Raw genomic sequence first — 13,080 nt, forward strand, 5'->3', positions numbered from 1 at the left:
TCGGTCAGCGCGAGGCGAGGGCCTCGGCCACCATCCGGTGGCCCTGCGCCTCGAAGCCCTCGTCACCGACGGCATACGACCAGCAGGCGGTGCCGACCGCCTCGCGCAGCCGCGTGCGGAACCACGCCGCCGGCTCACGCGGGTCTGGCCCGTACCCCTCCAGGAAGGCTGCCTCGAGGGCCGGGTCGCGCAGGAAGTCCTGGGCGGCGAGCCGGGTGAGGTCGGTCATGGCGGGGCGCAGGTCGGCCCGGCCGAGGTCGATGACGGCGACGGTGCCGGCGTCGACGAGCCAGTTGCGCGGCTGCCAGTCGCCGTGCGTGGGCACGACGGTCGTCGGCTCGTCGGGCCAGCCGGCGATCTCGGCCCTCAGCTGCTCCTCGACGGCGGCCTCGATGCGGTGCGGCCGGTCGAGCCACGCCAGGGCCCTGGCGTTCTCGCGGCGCTCGTGCTCGGTGTCGACGCGCGAGAGCTGACCGTGCAAGAGCGCGAGCAGGGCTCCTGCCTGGCGGTAGGTGTCGGGGTCGTCCGCCGCCGGGTCACCGAGCACGAGCCGGCCGGGCAGGTAGCGCGTGACGAGGACCTTGGCGTCGACGTCGGCGTGCACGAGGTCGGGCGCGCGACCCCGCGCGGTCCACGGCGCCGTCCAGCTGCGGTGGGCGCGCACCTCGCGCGCGATGTGACCGTCCTGCTCACCGCCGGCCTTGGCGATGAGCCGCCGGCCGTCGTGCACGACCTCGAGCACCGTCGTGGCGACGAGCCCCCAGCCGTGGTCGGCGACGACCTCCGCGCCCGGCAGCCAACACCCGAGCAGCTCGGCCTGGCGTGGCGACAGCCCCTGCACCCCGTCGAACGACATCCGCCGATCGTAGATCGTTCCGCCTCAGCTGCCGCCTGAGTCGGTCGCGCGCGGCTGGGCCGAGGCGCTGCGGCCCTCCCACGGCGTCGAGAGGACGACGGTCGTGTGCGTCGAGACGCTTCCGGCCGAACGGATGCGGGCGAGCAGGTCCTCGAGGTCACCGGGCGTCGAGACCCGCACCTTGAGCACGTAGCTCTCCTCCCCCGCGACGGAGTGGCAGTCCTCGATCTCGGTGATGTGCCGCAGGCGCTCGGGCACGTCGTCGGGCGCGCTCGGGTCGAACGGCGTGACCGAGATGAGCGCGGTGAGCGGCAGGCCGAGGGCCTCGGGCGAGACCTGCGCCGTGTAGCCCGTGACCACGCCCCGCTCCTCGAGACGGCGCACGCGCTGGTGCACCGCCGAGGTCGACAGGCCCGTGGCCTTGCCGAGGTCGGTGTAGCTCATCCGACCGTCGGCGAGCAGGAGGCCGACGAGGCGGCGGTCGAGATCTTCCATGGCCGAACAGTAGACCAGCGCAAGTCGCCCGGACCGGGCATTCCTCATGCCGGTACGCCGCGCCCGCGAGGCGATGCGCCCGGGGCCCGGTAGCCTCTCGCCATGTCGTCCCGCGCTCCTCGGATGCTCCTGCTCGACTCGGCCAGTCTCTACTTCCGGGCCTTCTTCGGCGTGCCCGAGGTGGTCGGGCCGAGCGGCGTGCCGACCAACGCCGTGCGCGGCCTGCTCGACATGATCGCCTCACTCGTCGAGCGCGGCCGCCCCACCCACCTCGTGGCCTGCTGGGACAACGACTGGCGCCCGGCCTTCCGCGTCGAGGCGATCCCCTCGTACAAGGCGCACCGGGTGGCCGAGCCCGGCCCCGACGAGCTGGCCGGCGAGCAGTCGCCCGAGGCCCTCAACGTGCAGGTGCCGATCATCGTCGACGCGCTCGCCGCGCTCGGTATCGCGCGCGTCGGGGTCGACGGCTTCGAGGCCGACGACGTCATCGGCACGCTCGCCACGAGCTTCTCCGGCCGTATGCCGGTCGACATCGTCACCGGTGACCGTGACCTCTTCCAGCTCGTCGACGACGCCAACCAGGTGCGGGTGATCTACACGGCGCGCGGTGGTGTGCGCGCGCCCGACCTCGTCGACGAGGCCTTCCTCATGGAGAAGTACGGCGTGCCGACCGGCCCGGCCTACGCGGACATGGCGGTGCTGCGCGGCGACACGAGCGACGGCCTGCCCGGCGTGGCCGGCATCGGTGAGAAGACGGCGGCCAAGCTCATCGCGACGTACGGCACGCTCGAGGCGATTCGGGCGGCCGTCGACGGCGGCGACCCCGCCCTCAAGGGCGCCCAGCGGGCCCGCCTCGAGGCGGCCACGGACTACCTCGATGCCGCGCCCCGCGTCGTCGCCGTGGCCAAGGACGCCGCGATCCCCGACGTCGAGCTCGCCGCGCCGACCGCCGTGGCGGACCCCGCGCTGATGTCCAGGCTGGCCGTCGAGCACGGCCTGACCTCCTCGTTCGACCGCGTCATCAGCGCGCTCGGCATCGACTAGGGGCCGGGAACGGCTGCAACTGCGCCACGGCGCACTTCCGGCCGGCACACCGGCTCCGGGACGGCTGCAACTGCGCCACGGCGCACGTCCGGCCGGCACACCAGCTCCGGGACGGCTGCAACTGCGCCACGGCGCACTTCCGGCCGGCACACCAGCTCCGGGACGGCTGCAACTGCGCCACGGCGCACTTGCGCGCGGCGCCTGGGGCTGCGGCTGGATCAGGCGGCTCTTCGGCTGCTTTTCGGGTGCGGCTCGGGGTGACTGAGACCCGACCGAGATGCGCGCCGCGCCGCGTCGGGCGTGCTGCCCCGCGAGGCAGGGGGCATACTGAAGGGTGCCCAACTCAGGATCGCCCGACCGACGCCGCCACCTCGCGAGCAGCCCCTTCTCGCCTGCCCCGGCCCCCGACATCGAGACGTTCGAGGTCGGTGACCGCGTGTCGCACCTGCGCCACGGGCTCGGTGAGGTGATCGCGCGCACGGAGCACACGGTGACGCTCCGCTTCGAGACGGGCATCATCCGCGTCAACAGCCCGTACGAGCGCCTGACCCGCCTCTGAGCGGCCACCGCCCTGACACGACGAAGGCCGGTTCCCCTCGCGGGGAGCCGGCCTTCGTGCTGCGGACCGGGGTCCGCAGGAGGTGAGAGGCGTCTCAGAGAGCGCGGACGCGCATCGCCTGGGGGCCCTTGGGGCCCTGCTCGACGTCGAACTCGACGGCCTGGTTCTCCTCGAGGCTGCGGTAGCCGTTGCCCTGGATCTCCGAGTAGTGCACGAACACGTCGGCACCCTCGGTCGGGGCGATGAAGCCGAAGCCCTTCTCAGAGTTGAACCACTTGACAGTACCCTGCGCCATGTCTGGCTCCTTCAGGTTGGGGGACGGGTCGCCCGGACGGGCGATCCCGGTGTCGTCGGGGACGCAACCCTTCAGAACCTGAAGAAACTGCGCTCGCTGGTCGTTCCTTGCGAGCGTGCAAAACACGAGCACCAAAACGTCGACAGTACCAAGGATAACCGACGCCCATCCCGGTCGACGACTCGGCCAGCACGGTCGCCACCGATCGGTGGCACCGGCCCGAACCGCCCGCCCTCAGCCGGCGCCCCCGCTGTCGCCCGCCACGCCGCCGGCGCCGGCCTCCCACGCACCGTGCTGGATGGCGCCCGGCGACCGGACGAACACGGAGGCGTCGACCTGGGCGGCCTCGGGTGAGTTCTCGAACCCGACGAGCACGGCCTCGGCAGCCGGCGCCCCGACGACCGAGGCGGCGACGAGCCCGAGGAGCGACCCTTCGAAGAGCAGCCCGCCCGGATCGCCCGTCAGGTGCGGCACGGAGTGACCCTCGGTGACCCCCTGGCCCGGCCGGCGCAGCATCCGGACGAGATAGCGGGGATCCGCGGCGTGCATGGTGCGCGCGGCTCGCGCGAGCTCGGCCGGGGTGCCGTCGCCCGGGCGCTGCCCCTCCGCCCCGTCGTGGCGCAGGCGCAGGAGGAGGCGCTCGCGCTGCTCCGCCGCCAGCACCCCGAAGGCGTCGCGGTGCAGCTGCTCCAGGACCTCCGGGGCCGACACCCGCAGCAGGTACGTGTAGCGGGCCAGGACCAGGGCGGCCTCGGCCGAGCCGTCGTGTCGGGCCGCTGCTGTCGGGTCAGGCGTGCGCCGAGGCCGGATGCCGGTCGCCCGTGAGAACGTGTCGCGGATCCCCATGGCCGTGTCCTCCCGCTCGTGCCGGGTCCCACCCTCGACGATCCTCCGGTGGCCGGGCTCCGGTCAACGCCCCGGCGGTCACCCCGGCGGTCACCCTGGCGGTCACCCCGGCGACCGCCGGGTGCTCAGTCGAGACGGTCGGCCGCGACGACGCCTCGGAGCACGCTGTCGCTCGCGCGGCGGGCCGTCGTGGCGAGGTCGGGGTCGGCGGCGTCGGTCAGCTGGCCGAGCAGGTCGATGACCTGCTTGCAGCGGCGCACGAAGTCGCCGGCCGCGAGGTCGGTGCCGCGCAGCACGTCCTCGAGGCGCTGGCCGCTCGCCCACCGGTGCATCGCCCAGGCGAGGCCACCGTCAGGCATGCCGGTGCGCGGCAGCGCGAGCGCACCCTCGGCGTCCTCGAGGTCCGACCAGATCTCGACCATCCGGTCATAGGCCTCGCGCACGTCGTCGGTCGGCCAGCGCGGCGTGAGCCCGCCCTCCTCGCGCCGCGGCTCGTGCACGAGCGTCGAGACGACGGCCGCGAGCGACGGCGGGTCGAGGCGGCGCCAGACACCCTCGCGGAGGCACTCGGCCGCGAGGAGGTCCTTCTCCGTGTAGAGCTGGCGCAGCCGGTCGCCCTCGGGGGTGATGCTCTGCCCGCCCTCGCCGAGGTAGCCCATCTCGACGAGCAGGTCGCAGATCCGGTCGAACGTCTTGGCGACGGAGTTCGTGCGGCCGTCGACCTTGCGCTGCAGCCCGTCGGTCTCGCGCCGCAGCCGCCACCACCGCTCGGCCCAGCGCGCGTGGTTCTCCCGGTCCGGGCAGCGGTGGCAGGGGTGGGCCTTCATCCGGCGACGCAGCTCGTCGATTCGCTCGTCCGTCGCGTCGAGCTCGGAGGCCCGCCGCCGCGGCGGCGGGTCGTGCGGCATCGTCGCCCGAAGCGTCGCGGCGAGGTCGCGGCGCGCCTTGGGGTTGCGGGCGTTGAACTGCTTCGGCACCCGCATCGAGCCGAGCGGCTCGACCGCCGTCGGCACGTCGTGGAGGGTCAGCCGGCGCAGCTGGTGGTCCTCGGTGACGACGGACGGCGAGGCTGCCTCACCCTTGCCCCCACGGTTCGGCATGACGACCACGGCGAGGCCGCTGTGCCTCCCCGCCGGGATGCGCACGATGTCGCCGATCTTCAACGACTCCAAGGAGATCGCCGCAGCCGCGCGCACGGATGCCGACCGCGCCCTGGCGCCCTCCTTCTCGACGACGCGGATCTCGTCGCGGATCGCCGCATAGCTCGCGAAGTCGCCGAGGTGGCAGGTCATGTTCTCGGCGTAGCCGGCCAGGGCCTCCTCGTTGCGGCGGATCGTGCGGACGAGGCCGACGACGGCCCGGTCGGCCTGGAACTGCGCGAACGAGGTCTCGAGGATGCTGCGGGCGCTCTCGCGGCCGAACTGCCGCACGAGGTTGACCGACATGTTGTACGTCGGCCGGAAGCTCGAGCGGAGCGGGTAGGTGCGCGTCGACGCGAGGCCCGCGACACCGGCGGGGTCGAGCCCCCGGTTCCACAGCACGACGGCGTGGCCCTCGACGTCGATGCCACGCCGGCCGGCGCGCCCCGTCAGCTGGGTGTACTCGGCCGGTGAGATGTCGACGTGGTTCTCGCCGTTGAACTTCACGAGCTTCTCGAGCACGACGGTTCGCGCGGGCATGTTGATGCCGAGCGCCAGCGTCTCGGTCGCGAAGACGGCCCGCACCCGGCCCGCGGTGAACAGCTCCTCGACGATCTCGCGGAAGGTCGGCAGCATGCCGGCGTGGTGCGCGGCGAAGCCTCGCGAGAGGCCGTCGACGAAGTCCCAGTAGCCGAGCACCGAGAGGTCCTCCTCGGCGAGCCCCTGGATGCGGGTCTCGACGAGCCGGCGGTTGGCCTCGCCCTCGGCCTCCGGGATGAGCCGCATGCCGCTCGCGAGCAGCTGCCCGACCGCGCCGTCGCAGCCGGCCCGGCTGAAGATGAAGGTGATCGCGGGCAGCAGGCCCTCGCGCTCGAGCCGCTCGATCACCTCGGCGCGGGTGGCGCCACCACCGGGCCGTCCGCCCCGGGCGAAGCCACGGCCGCCGTCGCCGCCGCCGGGCCCACGACCGCCGGAGCCGTCACCGTCGCGACGCCCGCGGCCACCCCAGTCGTCGCCGCCGCGTCCGCCGTGGCGGCCACCACCCGAACGCCCGCCCGAACCTCCGCCGGAACGCCCGCCGGGGCCGCCACCGTTGCGTCCCCGCGAGCGGCCCCTGTCGCGCCCACCGCGGCTGCTCACCCAGTGGGAGTCCCAGGCCGCGCGGCCCTCACCGCCACGGATGGCGTGCACGAGGTCGGGGTTGACGCTCACCGAGTAGCGGTCGGTCGCGGTGCGGAAGTGCTCGTCGTCCTCGTCGGCGTCCCGCTCCTCGACGAAGAGGTCGAAGAGGGTCTGGCCGACCATCATGTGCTGCCAGAGCGGCACCGGCCGGTGCTCCGACACGATGACCTCGGTGTCGCCCCGCACCTCCCCCAGCCACGCCCCGAACTCCTCGGCGTTGCTCACGGTGGCCGAGAGCGACACGACGCTGACGTCGGGCGGCAGGTGGATGATGACCTCCTCCCACACGGCGCCGCGAAAGCGGTCGGCGAGGTAGTGCACCTCGTCCATGACGACCCAGCCGAGCCCGCGCAGGGTGGTCGACCCGGCATACATCATGTTGCGCAGCACCTCGGTCGTCATGACGACGATCGGCGCCTCGCCGTTGATCGATGCGTCGCCCGTGAGCAGGCCGACGTTCTCGGCGCCGTGCACGCGCACGAGGTCGGTGTACTTCTGGTTCGACAGGGCCTTGATGGGGGTGGTGTAGAACGCCTTGCGCCCCGTCGCGAGGGCGAGGTGCACGGCGAACTCGCCGACGATCGTCTTGCCGGCACCGGTCGGGGCGGCGACGAGCACGCCGCGGCCCTCCTCGACGGCGCGGCACGCCTCCGTCTGGAAGTCGTCGAGCGGGAAGTCCAGCCCGGCGGAGAACTCCGCCAGCCGCGGCCAGGAGGCGATCACGCGGGCACCTCCAGTGGGGTCACGACGCGCAGGGCGCCGGGCACGACCTCGGCGTCGATGGGCAGGTCGGCAAAGGTCTCGCCATCGGCCTGGGAGTGGATGCCGCTCGCCTCCAAGCGAACTCGTCGGCCGCGATGGATCTCCACGGCCGGATGGGTGGTGTGGGTGCCGGAGTACACCTTGGGGAATACCCGCAGGAACGCCGGGACCGACAGCGCGTGCACGACGAGCACGTCGAACAGGCCGTCGGCGACGTCGGCCTCGGGGCAGACGCGCATGCCGCCCCCGAACGAGGTCGTGTTGGCGACGGCCACGAGCATGGCCCGGGTCTCGATGCGGCGCCCGTCAATCTCGACGACGTAGGGGATGGGCCGGAAGACCGGGAGCTCGCGCAGCACCGCGAGGTTGTAGCGCATCTGCCCGCGGGGCCAGGTCATCCGCTGGGCCCGGGCGTTGACGACGGCGTCGAAGCCGGCGCCGAGCACGCCGCCGAACCAGCGCTCCCCCGCGGTGCCGTGGCGCACCCGCCCGAGGTCGACCTCACGGGTGCGGCCGCGCGCCAGCAGGTCGACCGCGGCGGCCGGGTCGTGGACGGGCAGGCCGAGGTTGCGCGCGAAGTCGTTGCCGGTGCCGGCCGCGACGACTGCGAGGCGGCTCGAGGACTGCGCGCAGAGGTTGACGCCGAGGTGGACCATGCCGTCGCCACCGACGACGAGCACGGTCTCGACACCCGCGGCCACCGCCTCGAGGCCGCGCTCCCGCGCCTGCCGGTAGTCGCCGCCGCACGCGTCGAGCACCTCGTGGCCCGCCGCCTGCAGCAGGGCCCGCGTGCGCTCCCCCAGCTGCCGTCCGATCCCCTTGCCCGAGGTCGGGTTGACGATCAGGGCGACACGCGGGGACACACCCGAACGCTACAGGGCGGACGCCTGGTCGTCCGGGACGTCGAGCCAGTCGGGCTCGTGGTCCTTCTTGCGCCGGTCGAGCAGGAACGCGACGCCGACGGAGGCGAAGTAGAGGGCCACCATCGGGCTCGCGAGGAAGAGCATCGTGTACGCGTCCGGCGTCGGCGTCATGATCGCCGCGAAGACGAGGATGATCATGACGGCCGGTCGCCAGCCCTTGAGCATCGCGCGGGCCGACAGCACGCCGACGAGGTTGAGCGCGACGAGGAAGACGGGCAGCAGGAACGCGCACCCGAAGGCGACGATGAACTTCAGCACGAAGTTGAGGTACTGCGCGCCGTCCTGCAGGTTGTAGGCCCCGTCAGGGGTGAAGCCGAGGAGCACGGCGACGGCCTTGGGCACCATGACGAAGGCGAAGAAGCAACCGGCGAGGAACAGCGGCACCGCGGCGACGACGAAGAGCCGGGCGACGAGCTTCTCCTTCTTCGTCAGCCCGGGCACGATGAAGCCCCAGAGCTGGAAGAGCCAGATCGGCGAGGCGACGATGACGCCGACGAAGAGCGAGGTCGTCAGCTGCAGCGCGAACGCGTCGGTCATGCCGGCGAAGTTGATGTTGACGACGCCGCCGGTGCGCTCGGCCTGCAGGTCCTTCAGCGGCCTGGTCAGCGCGTCGATGACCCGCTCGTAGTAGATCCAGCCGAGCACGCCGCCCACGATGATGGCGGACGCGCTGATCATGATGCGGTTGCGCAGCTCGCGGAGGTGGTCGCCGAGCGACATCCGCCCCTCGGGGTCGCGCTTGCGTCGCAGTGACGGCATTCAGTCAGTCCGTATCAGTCCGGCACACCGGTCGGGCCGGTGCGAGGCGGGTGCGGGGTGGTGCTGGGCTCGCTCAGAGCGTCGTGTCGCGCCGCACGTCGTCGCCGACCGGCGGCGTGGCCGTGGTCGGGGCAGCCGGAGCGGTGGGCGCCTGGGCGGCCTGGGCGGCGCGCAGGCGATCGGCCTCGGCGCGCGCCTCGGCGGCCCGGCGCTCGGCGTCCGCGATGCGCGCGGCGTCGGTGGCGCGGCGCTCGGCCTCGGCGTCGACGACGTCACCCGGCACGGTGGAGCGTGCGGCATCGCTGGGGGCGGGCTTGCCGTCCTTCTTCAGCTCGTCGACCTCGGACTTGAAGACTCGGGCGGAGCGGCCGAGGCTGCGTGCCATGTCGGGGAGCTTCTTCCAGCCGAACAGGGCGATGAGCACGATCGCGATGACAATGAGTTCGGGGCCGCCCGGTAGCTGCATGTGTGGTCTCCTCGTCGAATGGCCGGCCCCGGATCGGACCGTCCCGTGCAGCGTCGGCGCTGCAGGTGTCCAGCATACGTGCGTGGGATGAACGTGGACTGTGGGAGTGCCGGCTCAGCGGGGCGGACCGGGCGTGTCGGGCACGCCGTCACCGTCGTCGTATGCCGCCAGCGCGGCGCGCGCCTCCCCGGCCACCGCGGCGGCGAGCTCCGGCGGCCCGACGACCCGGGCCTCTCCCCCGAGGCGGAGCACGAGGCGCCGCACGAGGGCGGGGTCGGCCACCTTGAGCGTGACCCGGAGCGAGCCGTCCGGGCCGCGCTCGACACCCTCGTTCGGGTAGTAGTCGGCGATCCAGGCCGCCCACCGGCTGGCCTCGAGCACGACGGTCAGGTCGTTCTCCCCCGGCACGAAGACGTCGTCGAGGTCACGCGGCCGGGCCGCCGCGGGCGGGGTGCCGTCGACGTCGAGCACCGAGGCCGCCTCGATGCGGTCGAGGCGGAAGAGGCGCACGTCCTGCGCCCGGTGGCAGTAGCCCTCGACGTACCACTGCGCGTCGAGGTTGAGGATGCGCATGATGTCGACGTCGCGCTCGGTCGACTCGTCGCGGGTCGCGACGTAGTAGCGCAGGTGGACGCGGCGGCCGCGCGCGAACGCGTCCTTGAGCACGGCCATCGCGGCGTGCTGGCTGCCGTCGTCGAGGTCGAGGGCGATGCGCCCGGTCGGCTCGCCGACGGTCGTGGCCGCGGCCGCGCGCAGCTTGGCGAGGGTGCGCTCGGCGACGTCGGAGCCGACGAGCGCGGAGCCGAGCGCCTGCAGGCCGGCGGTGAGGGTGACCGCCTCGTCACGGGTCAGCCGCATCGGCGCGGCGATGTCGTCGGCGTTGTCGAGGTAGACGTAGCCGCTGTCCCACTGGGCGTCGATGAGCTCGGCATGGCCGTAGCCGGGCGTGCCGCAGACGAAGAGCAGCTCGAGGTCCTCGACGAGCTGCTCCTGCGAGACGCCGAACTCCGCGGCGGCCTCGTCGACCGGGACACCGCGGTGCTGGAGCAGCCACGGCACCATGTCGAGCAGCCGCCCGAGGCGCTGGGTGGCGGTCTCGACGGGCTTGCGGGCGGCTCGCGTGGTGCGGGCGGCCGCGATGCCGGCCGGCGATGGGGTCTCGGTCATGACGGGCCCTCCTCGTGGGCGGCGACGACCGCGCGCAGGGCCGCGCGCACCCCGTCGACGAGCTCGGGCGGCGACACGGCCACGGCGTGGGTGCCGAGCGCGACGACGTCGCGCTCGGTCGTGTCGCGGCGGTAGGGCAGCTCGAGCTGCGCCCAGCGCTCGTCGAGCTCGGTGGTCCGCAGCGCCTGGCGCCGCAGGGTGTGGCCGCGCCCGTGGCGCACGCGCACGACGGCCGTGCCCTCGGGCTCGGGTGGCTGGGCCTCGAGGGCCACCTCGGGCACGTGGTCGGCCGGCACGGCATACGACCCCGCCCGGCCCTTGCGGCGCACGGGGCCCTCGAAGCGGCTCAGCCGGAAGGCGCGCTCGTCGCCGCGGTCGACGTCGAAGGCGGTGAGGTACCAGCGGCCGTGCCAGTTCTTCAGCGCCCACGGCTGCACGTGGCGGGTGCTGAGCTCGCCGTCGTTCTTGCGGTAGTCGAAGGTGATCGGCTGCAGCGCCGAGACGGCCGCGTGCACGGCCTCGAACGCCGGCTCCTTGGTGCGGATGCGCGGCTCGGCGCCCGCGGCCACCGACTCGTCGATCTCCACCCCGGAGAGGCGCAGCTTGCGCAGGCCGGCCGACGCCGCTCCCGAGATGCTCGCGGTCGACCACGCGCGCGCGGCGAGCGCCAGCGCGGCGACCTCGTCGGGCTCGAAGGAGATGGCCGGCAGGGTCGTCTCGCTGGGGTCGATGCGGTAGCCGACCTCGTCGTCGAAGAGGACGTCGAGCACGGTCGTCGTGATCGGGATCCCCATCTCGCGCAGCTCGTCCTTGTCGCGCTCGAACATGCGGTCGAAGGCCTCGTCGGAGGTCGCCGCCGCGTAGGCGGGCAGGGCCTCGCGGATGCGCTGCTTCGACACCGGCCGGCGGGCCGACTTGAGCGCGAGGATGAGGTTGAGCAGCCGTTCGGTCTTCTCGGCCGAGGCAGACGCAGGGCTCATCGAGACCTTCCTGGAGGCGGCGGCGGGGATCGGGCAGTCCGACGCTACCCGAACAAAGGATCGAATAGGGTCACCCCATGATCCAGTGGCGCCGGGGTGTCGTCGACGAGGTGCGGTCGAGCTGGGCCGGGGCGATCGAGTATGCCGTCCGCCTCCCCTCCGGCGACCGCGTCCGCGCGCTCGGCTACGTCGACGCCGTCGGCGCCCTCGCGCCGGGGACGGCGGTGCTGCTCAACACGACGGCTCTCGAGCGTGGCCTCGGAACCGGTGGCCTCGCCCTCGTCGTGGCCGCGCCGGACGCGTTGCCGGAGCCCGTGCCCGACGTCGCCGCCGTGCCCGGACACCTCGTCAAGGCGCGCTACACGCCGAGCCAGACGATGGTGCTGGGCGTCGACGAGCAGGACAGCGCGCACCATGCCGTGCTCGCCGACGCCGACGACCTGGGCGGGCTGCCCGTCGTCGTCGCCGACCTCCACTCGGCGCTGCCGGCGATCGTCGCGGGCGTCCGCGAGGTCGACCCGGGCCTGCGCGTCGCCTACGTCATGACCGACGGCGGGGCGCTGCCGCTCGACTTCTCGCGCACGGTGGCCGGGCTGCGCGACGCGGGGTGGCTCGCGGCGTCGGTCACCGTCGGGCAGGCCTACGGCGGCGACCTCGAGGCGGTCAACGTCCACACGGGCCTGCTCGCCGCCCGCCACGTCGTCGGGGCCGACCTCGTCGTCGTCTCGCAGGGGCCGGGCAACCTCGGCACGGGCACCCGCTGGGGCTTCTCCGGCACCTCCGCCGGTGAGGCCGTCAACGCCGCGGCGACGCTGCGCGGCCGGCCGGTGTGCTCGCTGCGCGTCTCGGGGGCCGACCCGCGCGAGCGGCACCGCGGGGTCTCGCACCACAGCCTCACGGCATACGGCCGCGTGGCGCTCGTGCGCGCCGACGTGCCGGTGCCGCTCCTGCGCGGCGACCTCGCGGGGTTGGGCGCCGACGTGCTCGCACAGGCCACGGAGCTCTGCGCGGCGAGCGAGGGCCGGCTCACCCTGCGCGAGGTCGGCTGCGAGGGGCTCGACGCGGCCCTGCGGGCGACGCCGGTGCCGCTGCGCACCATGGGCCGCGGATACGACGACGACCGCGCCGGATTCCTCGGCGCGGCCGTCGCGGGGCGGTTCGCCGCCCGGATGCTCGGTGCTGGGGGCTGAGCCTCAGCGCACGTCGTCGAGGTCGACGACGAAGATGAGCGCCTCGCCCGGCGCGATGGCCGAGCCGGCGCCGCGCTCGCCGTAGGCGAGGTGCGAGGGGATCGTCAGCTTGCGGCGGCCGCCGACCTTCATGCCCTCGATGCCCTTGTCCCAGCCGGCGATGACCATGCCGACGCCGAGGCGGAAGTCGAGCGGGTTGCCGCGGTTCCACGACGAGTCGAACTCCTCGCCGGTGGAGTGGGCGACGCCGACGTAGTGCGCGCTCACGGTGTCGCCGGCCTTGGCCTCACGACCGTCGCCCTCGATGAGGTCCTCGACGACGAGGTCGGCGGGGGCGTCACCCTCGGGGAAGTCGATCTCGGGCTTCGTGCGGTTGGGGTCGAGTGCCATTGCTGCAGGTGCCTTTCGTCGGTGTGG

14 protein-coding genes are annotated in these 13,080 nt (G+C 73.6%); 3 read left to right on the top strand and 11 right to left on the bottom strand.

Translation table 11 applies throughout. From position 1 onward, the window contains the following. Positions 1–4: 4 nt before the first annotated feature. Both ABD979_RS17760 and ABD979_RS17765 read right to left on the bottom strand, forming a co-directional pair. The gene (locus tag ABD979_RS17760; protein WP_345508843.1) at positions 5–856 is read right to left on the bottom strand and encodes a phosphotransferase; all 852 of its coding nucleotides are present in this window, start codon (positions 854–856) and stop codon (positions 5–7) included. Between the two features lie 24 nt (positions 857–880). After that, on the bottom strand, positions 881–1,351 hold the full coding sequence (locus tag ABD979_RS17765; RefSeq protein WP_345508844.1) for an Lrp/AsnC family transcriptional regulator: 471 nt from the start codon (positions 1,349–1,351) through the stop codon (positions 881–883). Positions 1,352–1,453: 102 nt separating this feature from the next. On the opposite strand from ABD979_RS17765, the gene ABD979_RS17770 reads away from it, so the two are divergent. Together ABD979_RS17770 and ABD979_RS17775 are read left to right on the top strand one after the other, a co-directional pair. Beyond that, on the top strand, positions 1,454–2,395 hold the full coding sequence (locus ABD979_RS17770; protein WP_345508845.1) for a 5'-3' exonuclease: 942 nt from the start codon (positions 1,454–1,456) through the stop codon (positions 2,393–2,395). Between the two features lie 334 nt (positions 2,396–2,729). Continuing rightward, entirely contained in the window at positions 2,730–2,954 is a 225-nt protein-coding gene (locus ABD979_RS17775; RefSeq protein ID WP_345508846.1) for a hypothetical protein, read from the top strand. A gap of 94 nt (positions 2,955–3,048) precedes the next feature. Here the strand turns inward: ABD979_RS17775 and ABD979_RS17780 are convergent, their stop codons facing one another. The 8 genes from ABD979_RS17780 to ABD979_RS17815 all read right to left on the bottom strand — a co-directional run bounded on the left by ABD979_RS17780 (position 3,049) and on the right by ABD979_RS17815 (position 11,473). Beyond that, on the bottom strand, positions 3,049–3,249 hold the full coding sequence (locus tag ABD979_RS17780; protein WP_345508847.1) for a cold-shock protein: 201 nt from the start codon (positions 3,247–3,249) through the stop codon (positions 3,049–3,051). A 234-nt stretch (positions 3,250–3,483) separates the two neighbouring features. Next, a complete protein-coding gene (locus tag ABD979_RS17785) occupies positions 3,484–4,095 on the bottom strand; it encodes a hypothetical protein (protein WP_345508848.1) in 612 nt (203 codons plus the stop codon). Between the two features lie 125 nt (positions 4,096–4,220). After that, positions 4,221–7,139, bottom strand: a complete 2,919-nt coding sequence (locus ABD979_RS17790) for a DEAD/DEAH box helicase (RefSeq protein ID WP_345508849.1) — start codon at positions 7,137–7,139, stop codon at positions 4,221–4,223. Continuing rightward, positions 7,136–8,041, bottom strand: a complete 906-nt coding sequence (locus tag ABD979_RS17795) for a diacylglycerol/lipid kinase family protein (RefSeq protein WP_345508850.1) — start codon at positions 8,039–8,041, stop codon at positions 7,136–7,138. Before ABD979_RS17795 ends, ABD979_RS17790 begins: the two co-directional genes overlap by 4 nt. A 9-nt stretch (positions 8,042–8,050) precedes the next feature. Beyond that, positions 8,051–8,860 (bottom strand): twin-arginine translocase subunit TatC, encoded by an 810-nt coding sequence (gene tatC, locus ABD979_RS17800; protein WP_345508851.1) that lies wholly within the window; start codon positions 8,858–8,860, stop codon positions 8,051–8,053. A gap of 73 nt (positions 8,861–8,933) precedes the next feature. Next, positions 8,934–9,326 (bottom strand): Sec-independent protein translocase subunit TatA, encoded by a 393-nt coding sequence (gene tatA, locus ABD979_RS17805; protein ID WP_345508852.1) that lies wholly within the window; start codon positions 9,324–9,326, stop codon positions 8,934–8,936. 114 nt (positions 9,327–9,440) lie between these two features. Continuing rightward, positions 9,441–10,493 (bottom strand): helix-turn-helix transcriptional regulator, encoded by a 1,053-nt coding sequence (locus ABD979_RS17810; RefSeq protein ID WP_345508853.1) that lies wholly within the window; start codon positions 10,491–10,493, stop codon positions 9,441–9,443. Then, complete coding sequence (locus ABD979_RS17815) at positions 10,490–11,473, bottom strand: helix-turn-helix transcriptional regulator (protein ID WP_345508854.1); 984 nt, start codon at positions 11,471–11,473, stop codon at positions 10,490–10,492. Before ABD979_RS17815 ends, ABD979_RS17810 begins: the two co-directional genes overlap by 4 nt. Before the next feature lie 77 nt (positions 11,474–11,550). Here ABD979_RS17815 and ABD979_RS17820 point away from each other — a divergent pair, with 77 nt between their 5' ends. Further along, entirely contained in the window at positions 11,551–12,663 is a 1,113-nt protein-coding gene (locus tag ABD979_RS17820; protein WP_345508855.1) for a DUF3866 family protein, read from the top strand. A 3-nt stretch (positions 12,664–12,666) separates the two neighbouring features. On the opposite strand, the gene ABD979_RS17825 is transcribed toward ABD979_RS17820, so the two are convergent. After that, positions 12,667–13,053: an FKBP-type peptidyl-prolyl cis-trans isomerase gene (locus tag ABD979_RS17825; protein WP_345508856.1), complete on the bottom strand. Its 387-nt coding sequence runs from the start codon at positions 13,051–13,053 to the stop codon at positions 12,667–12,669. Positions 13,054–13,080: the final 27 nt, after the last annotated feature.

The sequence above is a fragment of the Terrabacter aeriphilus genome (assembly GCF_039542985.1).
GTDB classification, from domain to species: Bacteria; Actinomycetota; Actinomycetes; order Actinomycetales; family Dermatophilaceae; genus Terrabacter; species Terrabacter aeriphilus.